Consider the following 19,520-nt stretch of genomic DNA (forward strand, 5'->3'; position numbering starts at 1 on the left):
AGGCAGCTTCGTTTCTCATACTAGGTCTAAGCTTGCTTGCTCCCTTAAGAATCCACTTGCAAGAGAAAGGCAGATCCTAAGGATGAGAAAACGATTAATCGCGGTGACCTTCGTCATCGTCCTTCTGTTGTTCGGCGCATTCACGCTGATGCATGCGGGCGGAGGCCGGAGTGCCGAAACGTTCAGCAATGCAACGTTAAAGGTCGGCTCTTCCGGTAAAGACATTCTTGAGCTTCAAGGACGCTTAAAGTATCTCGGTTATTTCAACGGCAAGGTGGATGGCCACTATGGTCCGGCTACCTTGAATGCGGTCAAATGGTTTCAATGGAAATTCGGCATGAAGGCAGACGGTATTGTCGGAGCGAAGACGAAGCTCAAACTCTGGGAAGCCACGAAGCAATGGCGGCCTACCGGTAATGAAGCTACCGGAGGAACCGGCAATGCGGAGAAGCCGAAAGAAGAGACCTCGGGCGCTCCAAGTTTGCCGAAGTCAAATAAGCTTGGCTTGTCGGCCAACGACTTGAAGCTGATGGCCAATGCCGTATACGGGGAAGCCCGCGGCGAGCCGTATGAAGGACAAGTCGCCGTAGCGGCTGTTATCCTCAACCGGGTGAAGTCGCCGAACTTCCCGAATACGGTCTCCGGTGTAATCTTTCAGCCGCGCGCATTCACGGCCGTGGCGGATGGCCAGATTTGGTTAACTCCGAACGAGAAGGCGAGTCGCGCCGTGCAAGACGCCATCAACGGCTGGGACCCTAGCGGCGGCTGCGAGTATTACTTTAATCCGGAAACGGCAACCTCCGCATGGATTTGGACGCGTCCGCAAGTCAAGACGATCGGCAAACATATTTTTTGCATGTAGCCGCCGCATAGAAGCAACCCGCTGCTTAGCGGGTTGCTTCTTCCATTTCCAATCGGGTAGAATGGAATAGACTTCAGCTGATTGGAATAGATTTACTTTATAAACTAGAGCGGAAGGGGAAGCCAGACGTGATCAAATCCCGATTCGAACGAGGACAATTAAACCGCATCCGGCTGCATGTAATGCCGACCAAACGGTTTAAGACGTTTTCTATTTCTCTGTTTGCGGGCCTGCCGCTTGCCGAGGATACAGTGACACCGGTTGCCTTAATTCCGTTCGTTCTTCGCCGTGGTACGGCTTCGACGCCGGAGACCATCGCTTTTCGCGAACGATTGGATGAATTGTACGGTGCAGGTTTCGGCTTCGATGTCTATAAACGAGGAGATTCGCAGATTATCCAGTTCCGCATGGATGTTATTAACGATCGGTTCGTTTCCTTCGATAAGCCGCTGCTCGCAGAGTCTCTGAAGCTGCTTGGCGAAGTATTATCGAACCCGGCTGAAGAGGCGGGGAAGCTCCGCAGCAAGTATGTGAATGCCGAGAAAGAAACGCTTCGCAAAAGATTGGAAGCGATTATTAACGATAAAATCCGCTATGCCGCGGAACGCTGCATTGAAGAGATGTGCCAAGGGGAGCCTTATCGGCTTCATGCGCTGGGACAACGCGCGGACATACCTGCAATAACGGCGGATTCACTAACGGCTATGTACCGCAAATGGCTGTCGGAAGCTGCATTCGACTTATACGTGGTCGGCGATACGACGCTTGACGAGGTACAAGCGCTCGTGGCCGATGCTTTTCGTATCGGAGAAGGTCAGCCGGCCTCATATGTCATGCCTTCGGTCTCGAAGCCGGTACATAATGTACGAAGCGTCGTGGAACGGATGGATGTTAACCAAGGGAAGCTGAACATGGGGCTGCGCGTTCATACGTCCTATGCTAGTGATGACTATCCCGCGGCTCTGATGTACAACGGCATATTAGGCGGCTACCCGCATTCGAAGCTGTTCCTTAACGTACGCGAGAAAGCGAGCCTGGCTTATTATGCGGCTTCCCGTTTCGACGGCCACAAGGGGATATGCACGATTCAATCGGGCATTGAAATCGCCAATTACGATCGGGCGACGGCGATCATCCAAGAGCAGCTGGAAAGCATGCGTTCCGGCAAATACAGCGAATTGGAATTGAATCAGACCAAGGCCATGATCGCGAACCATCTGCGGGAGCTTCAGGATTCCGCTAACGAAATGATCGCTTACGACTTTAATACGGTTCTATCGGGTAAGGAGCGGACAGCCGATGAGCTGCTCCGGCAGGTGCAAGCGGTCACCGCCGAGCAAATCGCCGCAATAGCCCGCAAGACCGAACTGGATACCATCTATTTCCTGCGTGACGGGAAGGAGGAGTGACCGATGCAAACCTTATCGTACCCTGGCGTACAAGAAACCTTATATCGCGAAGTGATGCCCAACGGGCTTGAAGTCGTCGTGCTTCCGAAGGAAGGCTTCAGCAAGACCTATGCGACGTTTGCAACCCGTTACGGCTCGATCGATAACCGTTTTGCCGTCGGCGATCAAGCGCCGCTGTCGGTCCCGGATGGTATCGCCCATTTCCTTGAGCACAAAATGTTCGAAGAGCCGACAGGCGATATATTTGCCACGTTCGCTTCGCAAGGCGCGTCCGCAAATGCGTATACGAGCTTCGATCGGACCGTATATCTATTCTCGGCTACGGAGCAAATCGACGCCAATCTGGAGACGCTGCTGGATTTCGTTCAGCATCCTTATTTCACGGACGAGAACGTGGAGAAGGAGAAAGGCATTATTGAGCAAGAAATCAACATGTACCGCGATAACGCCGATTGGCGCGTTTATTATGGATTGATCGATGCCTTGTATCATGTGCATCCGATCCACATCGATATTGCCGGAACGGCGGAGTCGATCCGTAAGATTGACAAGGAAACGCTGTACAGCTGCTACGAAACATTCTATCATCCAACTAATATGTTCCTGTTCGTGGTTGGCGGCGTTCAGCCGGACCGGGTGATGGAGCTTGTACGGAACAATCAAGCCCGCAAGACGTTCGCAGAGCAAGGAAAAATCAACCGCTTCTTCGACGAGGAGCCGGCCGCTGTCAAGCAGCAGCGCAAAACGGCGGTTCTTCCCGTATCCTTGCCCAAATGCTTGTTCGGCTTCAAGGAAGACCTACCGAAGATGTCCGCCGATCAGCTGCTCCGGACGGAAATCACGACAAAGCTGATGCTGGATACGCTTCTCGGTTCAAGCTCTCCGGTGTATCACGAGCTCTATGACGATCAATTAATTTCGGATGGGTTCGGTCATGAGTTCAACAGCAGTCCGGACTATGCGTTCTCCATCATCGGCGGTGAAACCCGCGATCCCGACGAGCTTATCAGCCGGATCCGCACGGCTATTGAAGCCGCAAAGACCAGCGGCTTGAACGAGCAGTCCTTTGAACGGACCAGACGGAAGCGTATCGGCGGATATCTCCGGCTTCTCAATTCCCCTGAAGCGATTGCCGGCGAGTTTACGCGCTACAGATTCCGGGGCGCGGATCTGTTTCAATTAGTGCCGATTTTTGAAGACATTACGCTTGAAGAAGCGAATCAACGGCTTCGGGAACATTTTAATTGGGAACGAATGGCCGCTTCGATCGTCGCGAAAGATCCGATTTGAAAATGCTCAAGGAGATGACGGTGCTCATAACCGGGGGAAGCCGCGGAATAGGAGCGGCGATCGCACGCCGCTTTGCCGCGGAGAGCATGAATATCGTCATCCATTATATGAAATCGCATGAATCAGCCAATGAAACGGCACGCAGCTGTATGCAGCTGGGTGCTAATGTTATGACCGTTACGGCCGATATTCGTTCCAGGGAGCAGCTGCTCCGCATGCGCGAGAAACTGGAGCTGCACGGGATGGTTCCGGATATTGTCGTGAACAACGCGGGTATCGCCCATTACGGCATGCTCGCCGATGTGACGGAAGAGGATTGGGACGATGTCATGTCCGTCAATTTGAAGGGGATGTTTTTGTGCACCCAGATTTTTATGCCGCAGATGATTGCCCAGCGATACGGACGAATCATTAATGTTTCTTCCATCTGGGGGATGTCCGGTGCCTCCTGCGAAGTGCTGTATTCCACGACCAAAGGCGGCATGAACGCCTTCACGAAGGCGCTTGCCAAGGAGCTTGCGCCTTCCGGCGTAACGGTTAATGCCGTTGCGCCCGGTGCCGTGGACACCGTCATGCTGGACAACCTGGATGCAGATGAGAAGACGGCGCTGGAGTCCGAAATTCCGGTCGGCCGTTTTGCGCAGCCGGATGAAATCGCGTCGCTTGTCTATTTCTTGTCACTCCCAGAGTCCGCTTACATAACAGGCCAGATTATTAGTCCCAATGGCGGTTGGCTTACTTAGAGGATGACTCCATCTTGGTTGAAACTTTTTACGGATCTGTTTCGTCGAATAAGAAAGGTCTATTGCGTGCACAATACGACTGTTGCCGTCAACGGTCAACACGCAAAAGGAGGCCTTCACAATGACAACTGTCCTTTCTAATTTCGAAACATGGAAACACTTTTTGGCTGAACGAGTAAGCCAAGCGAAAAAAATGGGCTTAAGTGAAGACACGATTTCCAATCTTGCCTATGAAATCGGCTCCTTCCTGGATGAGAAGGTCGATCCCAAGAATGAGCAGCAGCGCGTGCTCAAAGATATTTGGGATGCCGGTGACGAGGACGAGAAGAAAACAATCGCCAGGCTGATGGTTAAGCTTGTCAAGTAAATCGTAGCTTTCACCCGCGAAAAGCCTCCCAAATGGAGGCTTTTCTGCAATGTTTTCCTGAATCACATTGCAGGATTATGACGAATATTGTAGAATAATCTTTCTAAATGTAATAGCGGATGTAGGGATCAAATTCCCTAGAACGGGGTGTCTCATGGAATACAAACAGTGGTATATGGAATATCGGATACATAAGAACCGGCCGGGCTTGCTCGGTGACGTCGCGTCCCTGCTCGGGATGCTCGAAGTAAACATTTTGACGATCAACGGCGTGGAGAACCGGACGCGCGGCATGCTTCTCCAAACCAATGACGACGAGAAGATCGAAGTACTCGGCAGAATGCTCCAGAAGGTCGATAATATTACGGTTACGAAGCTTCGGGAACCGAAGCTGGTCGATATATTGGCCGTACGGCATGGAAGGTACATCGAGCGGGACTCGGATGACCGGAAGACGTTCCGCTTTACACGGGACGAGTTGGGCTTGCTCGTCGATTTCCTGGGCGAAGTGTTCAAGAGGGACGGCAATCAGGTGATCGGGCTGCGCGGCATGCCGCGTGTCGGCAAGACGGAATCCATTATCGCGGGCAGCGTCTGCTCGAACAAGCGCTGGACGTTCGTATCGTCGACGCTTCTTCGTCAAACCGTCCGCAGCCAGCTATCTCATGAAGAGATGAATGCGAATAATATATTCATCATTGACGGAATTGTCAGCACGGTACGCTCGAACGAGAAGCACCATGCGCTGCTGCAAGAAATCATGGCGATGCCTTCCACGAAGGTGATCGAGCACCCGGATATTTTTATACAAGAATCCCAATACGATCTCAGTACTTTTGATTATATTATCGAGCTTCGCAACACGCCGGAAGAAGAAATCAACTTCGACTTTACGGTTAACTATAACGAATTGTAAACCAAGGGAGGTGTGGTCATGTCGGATTTAGGCGCATTGCTCCGCAAAGCCCGTGAGCAGCGCGGTTTATCGCTTGAAGATATTCAAGATTTAACCAAAATACGAAAGCGTTATTTGGAAGCGATCGAGGAAGGGAACTACGCTGTCCTGCCAGGAAGCTTCTACGTGCGCGCCTTTGTCAAAAACTATGCGGAGAATGTCGGGCTGGATGCCGATGAAGTGCTCCGCTTATATCAGAAAGAGATTCCCCACGCTGCGCCCGAGCCGGTCGTCGAAACCGTTCAGCGTCCACGCCGAGCCCAAGCGCAAAGCTCGGATCGATGGAGCCGATGGGGATTCCGTTCGCTCATGTGGCTGTTCTTCATTCTGATCGTCGTTATTGTGTACGTATTCTACATTAACAATCCTGTTAATAAGAAAGTGGATACGGCCGATGACGAAACCAAGATCACCGATGAGGCGAAGCTGCCGGAAGAGAATAAAGATAAGACAACACCGGGTACGGACGGTCAAACCAATACGCCGGATCCGGGGAACGTTACACCCGATCCCGAACCTCCTGTAACGCCGCCTGCGACAACAGTAACGTTCATTCGGTCAACCGGCAAAACGAATTATTATGAAGTTTCGCCTGCTGCCGGCACGCATAAGATTGAACTGAAGGTCGCTGGAGGAAGCAGCTGGGTCGGCGTAAGCGAGAAAAATGTGGGTGGCAAGTATTTGCTCACGCAAACGTTGAAGGACGGAGAATCGGTATCGGTCGATGTTACCGTTCCGGTCTATATCAATATCGCGCATGCGAATATGGTCGAGGTTACGATTGACGGTGCGCCGATCGATGACGGCAACAAGAAAGGCTCCCGCAAGATGCAGCTTGATCCGGCCGAATCAACCGGTACGGACACAGGAACGGGTCAAAATACGGGAACCGATACGGCGGGGACAGATACATCGAATTCAGACGCCGTAACGAACCAATAGATAGCTATCATACGCAGGGAACGACGGGATAAGGCATTCCAGCCAAGATGACTTGGGGGTGTGCCTTTTCTTGTGCGTGAAGATCGGTTATAATACGTGACATGAAAGAGATGGAAAGGGTGTCGTTAATACATGAGCTCAGAGAATTCATTCGACATAGTATCGAAGGTCGATATGCAGGAGTTGTCGAACGCCATTATACAGGCAGAACGTGAAATCGAAACACGCTTCGATTTTAAGAACAGCAAGAGCACCATCGAACTGGACAAGGGCGAGCTTCTCATCGTATCCGACGATGAGCTGAAGCTTAAGAACGTGATCGATATTTTGACCTCGAAGATGATTAAACGCGGGGTTCCGACCAAGAACCTGGACTATGGCAAAGTCGAGCCTGCAGCTTCTCAAACGGTCAGACAGCGGATTAAGCTCAGACAGGGCATCGAGCAGGACATCTCCAAGAAGATCAACATCCTGATCCGGGACTCGAAGCTTAAAGTTAAGAGCCAAATTCAGGGCGATCAAATCCGGGTTACAGGTAAAAGCAAGGACGATTTGCAAGCCGTCATGACACTGCTGCGCGGCGCCGAGCTGCCGATCGATTTGCAGTTTATGAACTTTCGCTAGTATCTTGCACGTGCACAATCATAAGGCCCTCTCCACGACTTGTATTTGATTCAGAACAGGACTTTCGCTGTTTTGACACTGTATAGGCCTTGTATTATACTGAAAAAAGTAGCTTTTCGGAGGAGTTTTTGGGACCATGACAGAACGAGTTAAAGTGGTAACACTAGGCTGCGAGAAGAACATGGTTGATTCCGAGATCATGTCTGGACTCATCCATGAACGCGGATATCAGCTTGTCGAGCAGGCTGACGATGCGACTGTCATTATAGTGAACACATGCGGGTTTATCGATGCGGCCAAGGAAGAATCGGTGAACACCATTCTCGATATGGCGGAGTATAAGCAGACCGGACGTCTGAAGGCGCTTATCGTATCCGGCTGTCTAACGCAGCGTTACAAGCAGCAGCTGATGGACGAAATGCCCGAAATCGACGGAATTGTCGGTACCGGCGATTTTCATCACATCAATACGATTGTCGACGAAGCGCTGAACGGCAAGAAGCCGATGAAGGTCGGCAATCCTGCTTTCGACTATGATCAGAAGCTTCCAAGGCTCGTAACAACCCCGCGATATACGGCTTATGTCAAGATAGCGGAAGGCTGCGACAATGCTTGCACATTTTGTTCGATCCCGATTATGCGCGGTAAGTTCCGCAGCCGCTCGATTGAGTCCATCGTGGCAGAAGTTGAGCTGCTAGCATCGCAAGGCGTGAGGGAAGTCAGCTTGATCGCACAGGATTCGACGAATTACGGAACGGATCTGTACGATGCATTCATGCTGCCCGAGCTCCTTAACCGGGTGAGCGAGGTCGAAGGAATCGCATGGGTTCGGCTGCATTATGCGTACCCAGGCTTCTTCACGGATGAATTGATCGAGACGATAGCGGTTAATCCGAAGATCTGCAAATATATCGATATGCCGCTTCAGCACAGCGAAGATATCATACTCAAGCGGATGCGCCGCCCGGGACGGCAGCAAGATGCCCGCGAGCTCATTAACAAGATTCGAACCCGTATTCCGGATGTCGCGCTTCGCACATCGATTATTGTCGGTTTCCCGGGTGAAACGGAAGAAGATTTCAACCGGCTGTGCGATTTTGTCCGGGAGATCAAATTTGATCGTTTAGGTGTCTTTACATACTCCTCAGAGGAGGATACGCCGGCTGTACGGTTGCCGAATCACGTACCGGACGACGTGAAGGAATGGCGTTCGAACACGCTAATGGAAATACAGCGCGATGTATCGAAATATAATAGCAGCAAATATATAGGACGCGAAATCGACGTGCTTGTCGAGCGATATGACGGGCGCAGTGATGTCTATATCGGGCGTTCAGAATATGATGCCCCGGAGATTGATGGCGAAGTCTTCATATCGAATTGTCAAGCGGGAATCGGTGAAATTCAGAAGGTGCGGGTAACGCACGCCTATGAATTTGATATGTCCGGGGAGGGGCTCTCGTGAATTTAGCTAACAAAATAACACTCGCCCGAATTTTTTTAGTACCGATCATCATGTTTCTGCTGTTGATCAATGTGAACCTCAAGCCGCTTACATTCTCGGACTTCTCCATTACGTGGAATCAGATCCTGGCGGCGCTTATCTTTATCGTTGCCGCCAGTACCGACGGGCTTGACGGGTATATCGCACGCAAGAACAAAATCGTTACGAACCTTGGCAAGCTGCTTGATCCGCTTGCGGACAAGCTGCTTGTAGCGGCGGTGCTTATTTCTCTTGTTGAAATGGACAAGGTGGATGCATGGATCGCAATCGTGATCATCAGCCGGGAATTTGCCGTAACAGGCCTCAGACAAATTGCGCTGCTGGAAGGCCGCGTGCTTGCCGCTTCGAAGTGGGGAAAATGGAAAACAGCCGTTCAGATCACGATGATTATTGCACTGCTGATTAACAATTTCCCGTTTGCCCTTGTGGATTTCCGTTTCGACCTTGTCGCCAGCTGGGCTGCTGCGTTGATTACGGTTTACTCAGGTGTGGATTATTTCGTCAAAAACAAAAACCTCATTCCTTTGTCAGAATGAGCTCTCGTTCGTTCATAAAGCATCATTCCTGATTCGAAGGGATGATGCTTTCATTCATCCTGCGATTGGAGTTGTATTATGCGAGCTGAAATTATTGCAGTCGGAACCGAGCTGCTGCTCGGCCAAATCGTCAATACGAATGCGACTTATTTGTCGCAGGGGCTTGCTGAAATGGGAATCGATGTCTATTTTCAAACCGTTGTTGGCGATAATGCGGCAAGGATCAGCCAGGCCATCGAGCTGGCCCGGTCACGAGCTGATTTGATCGTGTTCACGGGGGGACTCGGCCCGACGCAGGACGATCTGACCAAGGATGCGCTGGCCGCTTATTTAAACCGCCCGATCGTCATCCATCAACCGTCCATGGAAAAAATCGAATCGATTTTCTCTTCGCGCGGCATACATATGGTGGAAAGCAACCGCAGGCAAGCGCATATGATTGAAGGGTCCGTTCCGCTTAAGAATGAAGCCGGACTGGCGGTTGGCGACGGGCTAACGGCCGATGGCACCCATTACATGCTTCTGCCTGGACCGCCCCGCGAAATGAAGCCGATGTTCGACGGACCCGGCAAGACATGGCTGCGTTCCGTCGCGGGCGATACGCACAGGCTGTTCTCCAGAATATTGAAATTTGCCGGTATCGGAGAATCCAGCCTGGAACAGAAGCTGATCGATTTGATCGATGCTCAGTCCGATCCCACGATAGCGCCCTATGCGAATGAAGGCGAAGTGGCGATCCGGCTATCGACCAAATCGCAGTCGGAGCAAGAAGCGAACGCAAAGCTGGACCGGACCGAGGAACAAATTAATCAGATCGTAGGCAAGCATCTCTATGCGCGCGAAGACATCCCTCTGGAGGCGGCGGTCATTCGCCTGCTGCGGGCATCGGGGCGCAAGCTCTCAAGCGCTGAGAGCTGCACGGGAGGCCTTCTGGCCGAGCTTGTGACGAACGTACCCGGAAGCAGCGGCGAGTTTGTCGGCGGAGTAGTCACGTACACGAACATGATGAAGCATAAGCTGTTGGGCATTCCAATGTCGCAGCTGGAAGGCACCGGAGCGCCGGGGGCAATCAGCGATTCGACGGCCGCCTTGATGGCGGAGCGGGTAAGAGAACGGACAGGCAGCGATTTCGGAATATCGCTCACCGGTGTGGCTGGCCCTTCCGAATCGGAAGGCAAGCCGGTCGGGCTCGTGCATATCGGGATCGCGAGGCCAGGCATGCCTCCTGCCGTTCACACCATCCACTTGAGCGGCAGCAGGGAGATGATCCGCTTGCGGGCGGCGAAGTCGGCACTCTACCGGCTGTGGCTGGAGCTTGTGGACAATAGTTGACAGCTGCATGGACAGAAGGCCTAGGTATGAAATAAGGCTTGTCGAAAGAGCGGACTTCGTCTATAATCGTACTTAGTTGACGGAAGAACCGTGGCGAAGAATACTTTGCTGCGGTTCTTTTTTTGCTCATTGGCCAATGAGAAACAAGGGATAAGAATATATGTTCGTAAAAAGTCTTGTCAACGGAAGAAAAACAAGGTATCATGAATGTATAAATAATAACCGTGAAGGAAGTGGATGCGTTGTCAGATCGTCGCGCAGCTCTCGAGATGGCTCTACGTCAGATCGAGAAACAATTTGGTAAAGGTTCGGTTATGAAGCTCGGTGAATCTGCTAACATGCAAGTCGAAATTGCATCCAGCGGATCACTCGCATTAGATATTGCTCTTGGAATCGGCGGATATCCGAAGGGCCGCATTATTGAGATTTATGGACCGGAATCATCCGGTAAAACAACCGTCGCGCTTCACGCGATCGCACAAGTGCAGCGCAATGGTGGACAAGCTGCATTTATCGATGCGGAGCATGCGCTTGACCCGCTTTATGCGAGTAAGCTGGGCGTCAACATTGATGAACTGCTGCTCTCGCAGCCGGACACGGGCGAACAAGCGCTAGAGATCGCTGAGGCTCTTGTACGCAGCGGCGCGGTCGATATTATCGTAGTAGACTCCGTCGCGGCTCTGGTACCGAAGGCGGAGATTGAAGGCGAGATGGGCGATTCCCACGTCGGTCTGCAAGCCCGGCTGATGTCGCAAGCACTTCGCAAGCTTTCCGGTGCCATCAGCAAATCCAAGACAATCGCGATTTTCATCAACCAGCTGCGTGAGAAGGTTGGGGTTATGTTCGGCAATCCGGAGACAACGCCGGGCGGCCGCGCATTGAAGTTCTATTCCAGCGTCCGGCTCGACGTACGTCGGGTCGAGTCGATTAAACAGGGGAACGACATGGTCGGCAACCGGACGCGGATCAAGGTCGTCAAGAACAAGGTAGCACCTCCGTTCAAGCAAGCGGAAGTGGATATCATGTACGGCGAAGGCATCTCCAAGGAAGGCAGCATCGTCGATATCGGGGTCGAGATGGACATTGTTCAGAAGAGCGGCGCCTGGTTCTCGTACAACGGCGACCGTTTGGGACAAGGCCGCGAGAATGCGAAGCAGTTCTTGAAGGATCATCCGGAGATTAGCGATACCATTGAACAACAGATTCGCGATGCCAATAACCTTGCTGCTGGTGCATTGAACAGCGCAGCATTCAGCAATGATGACGATGAAGACGAGGACGAATTGGAACTCGAATTGAATTAAGTCCGGTTTCGTCGGGACCAAGGGATTCAAAGCACCTGTAAAGGTGCTTTTCTCTGTTTCTACGTGTATGAAGGGGGAGGCTGAACACGAATGAAGGATGGGCAGCAAGATGGAATGCTGACGATAACAGCGGTGGAACAGGACCGCAAGGAACGTTACCGGTATCAGTTATTCGTCAATAACGGCCAGGAAGAACCGTACTTGACGGTTCATGAGGATATTATGATCCGCTTCCGATTGCTTAAGGGGCGCGAGATTCATACCGATGAGCTGAAGCAGATTATCGAGGAAGACACGCAGCACCGCGCTTATGCGCTTGGATTGGTCTACTTGGGTGCCCGGCAGCGGACGCATAAGGAAATCGCACGTTATTTGTCGCGTAAAGGGATCGATGAAGAGTCGAGCGAGAAAGCGATCCAGCGTCTCATTCAAGAGGGATTTGTCAATGACGCGGCCTTCGCCAAGCAATTTGCTTCCGAACGGGTGCGCAACCACATGAAGGGACGGCTCTTGCTGCAGCAGGAGCTAAGACAGCGCGGTATTCCCAAAGAGACGGTTCAAGAAGCCCTCAAGCGGATCGATAAGACGGAGGAAGCGGAAGCTGCGATTCGCGCGGCATGTAAGAAATGGCCCTATATCAAGGGCGAACCCATCGATCGAAAGCGCAAGCTAGCCACATTTTTACTGCGCAGAGGCTTTCCCGGCAGCATCGTGAAAGAGGCTATTCAGGCTGCAATTACACAAGAAGAGTTAGCCGAAGAGTGGCATATGCTTGACAATTGATTTTCACAAAAGATAAAATGAGTCTGTATTCTTCTTTATTGAATCGATTTTCCTTCCAAAAATTGATTCAAGATCATTAAATTTTTTTCACGAAAAAATGGTTGATTGATGAAAATCGGATTAAAAACCCGGCTGAAAACCAAATATGTCCCAAGCGTTTGACTTGGTGAAAGCAACGAGGAGGTGAGAAGATGCAGTGGTATATCTGGCTCCCGATCACGGTCCTTGTTGGTTTGATTTTCTTTGTGCTAGGCTATTTTATTCGAAAGTCGATCGCTGAGGCCAAGATTTCAAGCGCTGAGCAAGCTGCGAGTCAAATTGTTGACAACGCGAAGAAGGAAGCAGAAGCGCAGAAGAAAGAAACGGTTCTCGAAGCGAAAGATGAAGTCCACAAGATCCGTACTGAGGCCGAGAAGGACATTCGCGAACGTCGTAATGAGGTACAGCGACTTGAGAGACGACTGGTTCAGAAAGAAGAGTCGTTGGATAAGAAAATAGAAGCGCTGGAGCGCAAAGAAGAACAAGTGGCCAACAAAGAGAAGCGGATCGAGGAAACGCAAGAACAGATCGATTCACTCTATAAGCAGCAGCTTAGCGAGTTGGAGCGCATTTCGAACTTGACGATGGAAGACGCGAAGCAGATCATTCTGCAGAGCGTTGAACAGGAAGTCAGACACGAGACGGCGCAAATGATTAAAGAAATCGAGCAGCAAGCCAAAGAAGAAGCGGATAAAAAAGCGCGCGACATCATCTCGCTGGCCATTCAGCGTTGTGCGGCAGATCATGTAGCGGAAACGACCGTATCGGTAGTGGCATTGCCTAACGAAGAAATGAAAGGCCGTATCATCGGGCGTGAAGGCCGTAATATTCGCGCATTGGAGACGTTGACCGGTATCGATCTCATCATCGACGATACACCGGAAGCGGTCATATTGTCCGGATTCGATCCGATTCGCCGCGAAATCGCACGTACGTCGCTGGAGAAGCTGGTTGCGGACGGACGGATTCACCCGGCAAGAATCGAAGAAATGGTCGAGAAATCGCGTAGAGAAGTAGACGAGCGTATTCGTGAGTACGGCGAACAGGCGACATTCGAGGTTGGCGTCCACGGTTTGCATCCAGATCTGATAAAAATTTTAGGCCGATTGAAGTATCGGACAAGTTATGGGCAGAACGTGCTCAAGCATTCGATGGAAGTTGCCTATTTGACAGGTTTGATGGCAGCCGAGCTTGGCGAAGACGTTACCCTGGCGAAACGCTCTGGATTGCTGCACGACATCGGCAAAGCGCTTGATCACGAAGTGGAAGGCTCTCACGTCGAAATCGGCGTCGAGCTAGCCAAGAAGTACAAGGAGCACCCGGTTGTCATTAACAGTATCGCATCCCATCACGGGGACTGCGAAGCAACATCGGTTATTGCCATGCTGGTCGGCGCCGCTGATGCCTTGTCAGCCGCTCGCCCGGGCGCTAGAAGAGAAACGCTCGAGACGTACATCAAACGTCTGGAGAAGCTCGAGGATATTACCGAATCCTTCGAAGGCGTGGAGAAATCCTATGCCATTCAGGCCGGCCGCGAGGTTCGCGTCATGGTACAGCCTGATAAAATCGACGATACGGAGGCTTTCCGTCTTGCACGCGATATCACGAAGAAAATCGAGAATGAACTCGATTATCCGGGACATATTAAAGTGACCGTCATTCGTGAAACCCGTGCGGTGGAATACGCCAAATAATGAATAGAACGACACTCGTAAAGTGGCTGCGATGCAGCCACTTTTCTAGTCGTAAGAGAGGGTACAGATCGTATGAACGTATTGTTTATTGGCGACATCGTGGGCAATGTCGGACGCACCGCCGTGAAGAAAGTGCTGCCGGCGTTACAGAGCAAATACAACCCGCACATCATTATCGCGAACGGCGAGAATGCTGCGGCTGGACGCGGAATAACATCCGCCATCGTGAAGGAGCTGCTGGAATCAGGCATACATGGAATCACGATGGGCAACCATACTTGGGATAACAAAGACATTTTCGAATGGATCGATGATCAGCCGCGGATGGTGAGGCCTGCGAACTTCTCCGAAGAAGCGCCGGGACGTGGCAGCGCAATTATTAAGGCGAACGGCAAAGAGCTGGCCATCGTCAATTTACAAGGGCGCGTATTCCTGCCGCCGATCGATTGCCCCTTCCGCAAAGCGGATGAGCTCGTCGATGAATTGCGCACGAAAACCAAATGCATTCTAGTCGATTTCCATGCGGAGGCGACCTCCGAGAAAATCGCAATGGGCTGGTACCTGGATGGACGGGCATCATTGGTCGTCGGAACCCATACCCATGTACAAACCAATGATGATACGATTCTGCCGGGCGGAACGGCATACTTAACGGATGTAGGGATGTGCGGTTCAAAGGAAGGCGTTCTTGGAATGGAGCGGGGCGCGGTGATTCACAAATTCAGGACACAGCTTCCTGTCCGTTTTGTCGTGGATGAAGGGGACTGGCATGTTCACGCCATTCTTGTTGAAATCGACGAAGCAACGGGTAAAGCGAAGCGTACGCAAAAGATTCGCATGACGGAAACGGATTGGCTGATGCTGTAAACGATTGTTATGAAACTTTGAAAATTCTCACAATTCGGAAATATTTGCATAGTCTCCATGAAGAAAGCAGGAATTTTATTACCGCTCTCGAATACTATTTAAATAGTGGTATCCATCATTCCCGAGGAGGTACTTTCCATGGATGTCTTAAAAGTTTCAGCAAAATCCAATCCAAATTCCGTTGCTGGGGCGCTTGCAGGTGTACTGCGTGAACGCGGTGCTGCAGAATTGCAGGCGATCGGGGCTGGTGCGTTGAACCAAGCGATCAAAGCAGTCGCCATAGCTCGTGGATTTGTGGCGCCCAGCGGGGTGGATCTCATTTGTATTCCGGCATTTACGGACATTGTTATTGATGGAGAGGATCGGACCGCAATCAAGCTCATCGTCGAGCCAAGGTAGCGTTACCCGTCCAACGTAACATAACCCTTTGAACGCTGAACCTGTTTACGTCGTCGTAAACAGGTTTTTTTGCGCCTGTAAGCGATTAAACCGATATCATATGAAGGAGGAAACGCGATGAATAGTCTGTCCTCGGTCGATTTTCACTGCGATGTGCTGTGGAAGCTGCTTGAACAAGGGAATCGGAGCTTTTTGGATGACCAGACAGGTAAACTGGATGTTACGTTTACGAGGCTTCGCCAAGCGGGTGCCAGCCTCCAGACCTTCGCGATTTACATTCCGGATAGCATGGATAAATCGATGACGCCCATTTTGCAAAGCATCGATTTATTTTACAGAAAAATTCTCGCCGTTCCCGGAATACGATTTGTTAAGACGGCTGGAGACATAGAGCGCATTCAGAATAGCGGAGAGATCGGCGCCATGCTGTCATTGGAAGGCGCAGACGGTCTGCAGGGGAACCTGGGCATGCTTCGCATCTTATTTGAGCTGGGCGTCAGGGCGATAGGGTTGACATGGAATCAAGCGAACTGGGGCGCGGACGGGGTAATGGAGCCTAGGCAGGGCGGTTTAACGGGAAAAGGGCTTGCCTTTGTAGAAGAATGCAATAGATTGGGTATACTATTAGATGTCTCTCATTTGAGCGAGCGGTCGTTCTGGGATATGGTCAACCGGACTCATAAACCGCTCATAGCATCGCATTCGAACGCCAAGGCGGTCTGCGATCACCCTCGCAACTTAACCGACGATCAAATAAGAGCTATAATTGCCATGGACGGCAGAATAGGCATCACCTTCGTGCCGCCATTCATCGTGAAAGGCCGGCCGGCGCAAGTTGCGGATGTAATCAAGCATATCGAGCATGTATGCGAGCTTGGGGGAGAGAGGCATATCATGTTCGGATCCGATTTCGACGGTATCGATACCCATGTGGAGGGACTATCGAATCCGGGCGAACTTTCGAATTTGGAAGAGACGCTGCTGAAGCTGTACTCGGACGAACAGGTGACTTCGTTCTTTCACGGCAATGCGAATCGGTTTCTATTAAATAATCTGCCGCGCTGAATCGGACAAATTCAATCTCATTTTGATATGGGTTCAATCGAAAACCGCTATGTGTATAAATAACGGTTATACCTTGCTTTTTAGTATCTACAGTCATAAAATTTTAATTGACTGTTGAGAAATATTATTATTTGGTAAAAAAGATGCCGGAAGACATCGCATGTTCGTCAAAAAGAGGAGATGTTTATTTTGATCAGTCAATTGTCTTGGAAGATCGGGGGACAACAGGGAGAAGGGGTCGAAAGTACGGACCGTATCTTCTCAACTGCATTGAACCGGCTCGGCTATTACTTGTACGGGTATCGTCATTTCTCATCCCGTATTAAAGGCGGCCACACGAATAATAAAATTCGGATCAGCACGAATCCGATTCGCGCCATATCCGATGATCTGGATATACTGGTCGCATTCGACCAAGAGAGCATTGATTTGAATTCCCATGAGCTTCGCCCCGGTGGCGTCGTCGTTGCAGACGCGAAGTTCAATCCGAATCTGCCTGAAGGCGTTAATGCGAAGCTGTTTGCCGTACCTATCACATCGATTGCGGAAGAGCTCGGGACCTCGCTAATGAAGAACATGGTCGCATCCGGAGCTTCTTGGGCGCTTCTAGGACTGCCTATCGAAGTGTTTAACAAGGCAGTGGAAGAAGAGTTCGGCCGCAAGGGTCCGGCAATCGTAGAGAAGAACATCGAGGCGGTTAAGCGCGGCTCGGAGTTTGTGCTGGAGCAAGCCGGGGGTCCGCTGGATGAATTCAAGCTCGACCCGGCTGACGGCAAGCAGAAGCTGTTCATGATCGGGAACGAAGCGATAGCGCTTGGTTCAATTGCTGCCGGCTGCCGTCTGATGTCCGCTTATCCGATTACGCCGGCTTCCGAAATCATGGAATATTTGATTAAGAAGCTGCCGAAATTCGGCGGAACCGTCGTTCAGACCGAAGACGAAATCGCAGCGGTTACGATGGCGATCGGCGCTAACTATGCCGGCGTCCGTACCATGACCGCGTCTGCAGGTCCCGGTCTTGCGCTCATGATGGAAGCCATCGGACTTGCGGGCATGACGGAAACTCCGCTCGTTATCGTGAATACGCAGCGCGGGGGGCCGTCAACAGGCTTGCCGACCAAGCAGGAGCAATCCGACCTTAATGCGATGGTGTACGGCACGCATGGCGAAATACCGAAGATCGTAATTGCGCCCGCATCGATCGAAGACTGCTTCTACGATACGATTGAAGCATTCAACCTGGCGGAAGAATATCAAGTTCCGGTTATTATTATGACGGATCTTCAGCTATCGCTGGGCAAGCAGTCCTGCAATACGCTGGACCTGAACGAAGTTCCGATCAAACGGGGCAAGCTCGTTCGCGACTTGCCTGCGCTGGAAGAGAACCAATATTTCAAACGGTATGAATTCACGGGAGACGGCATATCGCCGCGCGTTCTCCCTGGTGATAAGAACGGCATTCACCATGTAACCGGCGTTGAGCACGACGAGGTAGGCCGGCCATCCGAGAATGCGGTCAACCGCCAGAAGATGATGGATAAACGGTTGAACAAGCTGAACGGATTAACGATCCGCGATGCGGTCCGTGTTGACGCGCCTCACAAAGAAGCCGATCTGCTGATCATCGGCATGGGTTCGACAGGCGGAACGATCGATGAAGCGCGCAGACGCTTGAGTGCGGACGATGTGCTTACGAACCATATAACCATTCGTCAGATCCATCCGTTCCCGACGGATATCGTTCAAGCGGAGCTTGCGAAGGCGAAGAAAGTCATTGTGCTTGAGAACAATGCAACGGGTCAGCTTGCTTCCCAGGTAAAGCTGTATGCTGGCGGCGCGGACAAAATCAAGAGCGTGCTTAAGTACGACGGCAACCCGTTCCTCCCTTCCGAAGTGTATAAAGCTTGTAAGGAGCTGAACTAAAATGGCAACATTCAAAGAGTTTCGTAATAACGTGAAGCCGAACTGGTGCCCGGGCTGCGGCGACTTCTCCGTACAGGCATCGATTCAACGGGCCGCGGCGAACGTGGGACTGGAGCCGGAACGTTTGGCGGTAATCTCAGGGATCGGTTGTTCCGGACGTATTTCCGGTTATATAAATGCTTACGGCCTGCATGGCATTCACGGCCGCGCGCTGCCGATCGCACAGGGCGTCAAGCTGGCTAACCGCGAGCTTACGGTCATCGCTTCAGGCGGGGACGGAGATGGCTTCGCGATCGGGATGGGTCACACCGTGCATGCGATCCGCCGCAATCTCGATATCACGTATATTGTCATGGATAACCAAATTTATGGTTTAACTAAAGGGCAGACTTCACCGCGCAGCGCGGAAGGGTTCAAGACCAAATCGACACCGGAAGGTTCGATCGAGTCGACGCTGTCTCCGCTTGAAATTGCGATGTCAGCAGGCGCTACTTTCGTTGCGCAGTCGTTCTCGAGCGACCTGAAGCAGCTGACGGCACTGATTGAAGCAGGCTTAAATCACAAGGGCTTCTCGCTGATTAACGTATTCAGCCCGTGCGTAACGTTCAATAAAGTGAACACTTACGACTGGTTCAAGGAGAATATCGTCAACCTCGACCAATTCCCTGACTACGATTCGTCTAACCGTATTGCCGCCATGAATAAGATCATGGAGACGAACGGGATGCTGACAGGACTCATCTACCAGGACACGGTTCGGAAGTCTTACGAGGATCTCGTAGTCGGTTTCGGCGAGCAAGGACTTGCCAATCAGGATATCCAAATGTCCCAGGAGCAGTTTGACAAACTGCTGACGGAGTTTAAATAAGACTGTACCGCTCA

The 19,520-nt window shown here is 51.4% G+C and carries 19 protein-coding genes; all 19 read left to right on the forward strand.

Going from position 1 to position 19,520, the window contains the following annotated elements; all coding sequences use genetic code 11:
* Positions 1-82: 82 nt before the first annotated feature.
* Positions 83-862, forward strand: coding sequence for a spore cortex-lytic enzyme (gene sleB / locus L1F29_RS12370; RefSeq protein ID WP_258388612.1), 780 nt, complete (start codon positions 83-85; stop codon positions 860-862).
* A 128-nt stretch (positions 863-990) separates the two neighbouring features.
* Positions 991-2,271: an EF-P 5-aminopentanol modification-associated protein YfmF gene (gene yfmF / locus L1F29_RS12375; RefSeq protein ID WP_258388613.1), complete on the forward strand. Its 1,281-nt coding sequence runs from the start codon at positions 991-993 to the stop codon at positions 2,269-2,271.
* A gap of 3 nt (positions 2,272-2,274) precedes the next feature.
* Positions 2,275-3,561, forward strand: a complete 1,287-nt coding sequence (yfmH, locus tag L1F29_RS12380; RefSeq protein ID WP_258388614.1) for an EF-P 5-aminopentanol modification-associated protein YfmH — start codon at positions 2,275-2,277, stop codon at positions 3,559-3,561.
* 14 nt (positions 3,562-3,575) lie between these two features.
* Entirely contained in the window at positions 3,576-4,304 is a 729-nt protein-coding gene (gene ymfI / locus L1F29_RS12385; RefSeq protein WP_258389673.1) for an elongation factor P 5-aminopentanone reductase, read from the forward strand.
* 121 nt (positions 4,305-4,425) lie between these two features.
* Complete coding sequence (locus L1F29_RS12390) at positions 4,426-4,671, forward strand: DUF3243 domain-containing protein (protein WP_258388615.1); 246 nt, start codon at positions 4,426-4,428, stop codon at positions 4,669-4,671.
* Between the two features lie 154 nt (positions 4,672-4,825).
* Positions 4,826-5,587, forward strand: a complete 762-nt coding sequence (locus L1F29_RS12395) for a DUF3388 domain-containing protein (RefSeq protein WP_258388616.1) — start codon at positions 4,826-4,828, stop codon at positions 5,585-5,587.
* An 18-nt stretch (positions 5,588-5,605) separates the two neighbouring features.
* On the forward strand, positions 5,606-6,568 hold the full coding sequence (locus L1F29_RS12400; RefSeq protein ID WP_258388617.1) for a helix-turn-helix domain-containing protein: 963 nt from the start codon (positions 5,606-5,608) through the stop codon (positions 6,566-6,568).
* Between the two features lie 132 nt (positions 6,569-6,700).
* Positions 6,701-7,192 carry a YajQ family cyclic di-GMP-binding protein gene (locus L1F29_RS12405; protein WP_258388618.1) on the forward strand — a complete coding sequence of 164 codons (492 nt, stop codon included), beginning with the start codon at positions 6,701-6,703 and terminating at the stop codon, positions 7,190-7,192.
* Between the two features lie 136 nt (positions 7,193-7,328).
* Complete coding sequence (gene rimO, locus L1F29_RS12410; protein ID WP_258388619.1) at positions 7,329-8,657, forward strand: 30S ribosomal protein S12 methylthiotransferase RimO; 1,329 nt, start codon at positions 7,329-7,331, stop codon at positions 8,655-8,657.
* A complete protein-coding gene (gene pgsA / locus L1F29_RS12415; protein WP_258388620.1) occupies positions 8,654-9,232 on the forward strand; it encodes a CDP-diacylglycerol--glycerol-3-phosphate 3-phosphatidyltransferase in 579 nt (192 codons plus the stop codon). Before rimO ends, pgsA begins: the two co-directional genes overlap by 4 nt.
* Positions 9,233-9,310: 78 nt before the next feature.
* On the forward strand, positions 9,311-10,564 hold the full coding sequence (locus L1F29_RS12420; protein ID WP_258388621.1) for a competence/damage-inducible protein A: 1,254 nt from the start codon (positions 9,311-9,313) through the stop codon (positions 10,562-10,564).
* Between the two features lie 242 nt (positions 10,565-10,806).
* Complete coding sequence (gene recA / locus L1F29_RS12425; protein ID WP_309252393.1) at positions 10,807-11,868, forward strand: recombinase RecA; 1,062 nt, start codon at positions 10,807-10,809, stop codon at positions 11,866-11,868.
* A 90-nt stretch (positions 11,869-11,958) separates the two neighbouring features.
* Entirely contained in the window at positions 11,959-12,651 is a 693-nt protein-coding gene (locus tag L1F29_RS12430; RefSeq protein ID WP_258388622.1) for a regulatory protein RecX, read from the forward strand.
* Positions 12,652-12,842: 191 nt separating this feature from the next.
* The gene (rny, locus tag L1F29_RS12435; RefSeq protein ID WP_258388623.1) at positions 12,843-14,384 is read left to right on the forward strand and encodes a ribonuclease Y; all 1,542 of its coding nucleotides are present in this window, start codon (positions 12,843-12,845) and stop codon (positions 14,382-14,384) included.
* Positions 14,385-14,456: 72 nt separating this feature from the next.
* Complete coding sequence (locus L1F29_RS12440; RefSeq protein WP_258388624.1) at positions 14,457-15,251, forward strand: TIGR00282 family metallophosphoesterase; 795 nt, start codon at positions 14,457-14,459, stop codon at positions 15,249-15,251.
* A 138-nt stretch (positions 15,252-15,389) separates the two neighbouring features.
* Positions 15,390-15,650, forward strand: a complete 261-nt coding sequence (locus L1F29_RS12445; RefSeq protein WP_025335291.1) for a stage V sporulation protein S — start codon at positions 15,390-15,392, stop codon at positions 15,648-15,650.
* A 117-nt stretch (positions 15,651-15,767) separates the two neighbouring features.
* Positions 15,768-16,715: a dipeptidase gene (locus L1F29_RS12450; protein ID WP_258388625.1), complete on the forward strand. Its 948-nt coding sequence runs from the start codon at positions 15,768-15,770 to the stop codon at positions 16,713-16,715.
* 189 nt (positions 16,716-16,904) lie between these two features.
* Positions 16,905-18,638, forward strand: a complete 1,734-nt coding sequence (locus tag L1F29_RS12455) for a 2-oxoacid:acceptor oxidoreductase subunit alpha (protein ID WP_258388626.1) — start codon at positions 16,905-16,907, stop codon at positions 18,636-18,638.
* Between the two features lies 1 nt (position 18,639).
* The gene (locus L1F29_RS12460; RefSeq protein WP_258388627.1) at positions 18,640-19,506 is read left to right on the forward strand and encodes a 2-oxoacid:ferredoxin oxidoreductase subunit beta; all 867 of its coding nucleotides are present in this window, start codon (positions 18,640-18,642) and stop codon (positions 19,504-19,506) included.
* Positions 19,507-19,520 lie beyond the last annotated feature (14 nt).

The sequence above is a fragment of the Paenibacillus spongiae genome, from assembly GCF_024734895.1.
Lineage (GTDB): Bacteria > Bacillota > Bacilli > Paenibacillales > Paenibacillaceae > Paenibacillus_Z > Paenibacillus_Z spongiae.

Coding starts and splice junctions, on each gene's coding strand:
- sleB (WP_258388612.1), top strand. CDS start 83: ATGAGAAAACGATTAATCGCGGTGACCTTCGTCATCGTCCTTCTGTTG.
- yfmH (WP_258388614.1), top strand. CDS start 2,275: ATGCAAACCTTATCGTACCCTGGCGTACAAGAAACCTTATATCGCGAA.
- ymfI (WP_258389673.1), top strand. CDS start 3,576: ATGACGGTGCTCATAACCGGGGGAAGCCGCGGAATAGGAGCGGCGATC.
- L1F29_RS12390 (WP_258388615.1), top strand. CDS start 4,426: ATGACAACTGTCCTTTCTAATTTCGAAACATGGAAACACTTTTTGGCT.
- L1F29_RS12395 (WP_258388616.1), top strand. CDS start 4,826: ATGGAATACAAACAGTGGTATATGGAATATCGGATACATAAGAACCGG.
- L1F29_RS12400 (WP_258388617.1), top strand. CDS start 5,606: ATGTCGGATTTAGGCGCATTGCTCCGCAAAGCCCGTGAGCAGCGCGGT.
- L1F29_RS12405 (WP_258388618.1), top strand. CDS start 6,701: ATGAGCTCAGAGAATTCATTCGACATAGTATCGAAGGTCGATATGCAG.
- rimO (WP_258388619.1), top strand. CDS start 7,329: ATGACAGAACGAGTTAAAGTGGTAACACTAGGCTGCGAGAAGAACATG.
- L1F29_RS12420 (WP_258388621.1), top strand. CDS start 9,311: ATGCGAGCTGAAATTATTGCAGTCGGAACCGAGCTGCTGCTCGGCCAA.
- L1F29_RS12430 (WP_258388622.1), top strand. CDS start 11,959: ATGAAGGATGGGCAGCAAGATGGAATGCTGACGATAACAGCGGTGGAA.
- rny (WP_258388623.1), top strand. CDS start 12,843: ATGCAGTGGTATATCTGGCTCCCGATCACGGTCCTTGTTGGTTTGATT.
- L1F29_RS12440 (WP_258388624.1), top strand. CDS start 14,457: ATGAACGTATTGTTTATTGGCGACATCGTGGGCAATGTCGGACGCACC.
- L1F29_RS12445 (WP_025335291.1), top strand. CDS start 15,390: ATGGATGTCTTAAAAGTTTCAGCAAAATCCAATCCAAATTCCGTTGCT.
- L1F29_RS12450 (WP_258388625.1), top strand. CDS start 15,768: ATGAATAGTCTGTCCTCGGTCGATTTTCACTGCGATGTGCTGTGGAAG.
- L1F29_RS12460 (WP_258388627.1), top strand. CDS start 18,640: ATGGCAACATTCAAAGAGTTTCGTAATAACGTGAAGCCGAACTGGTGC.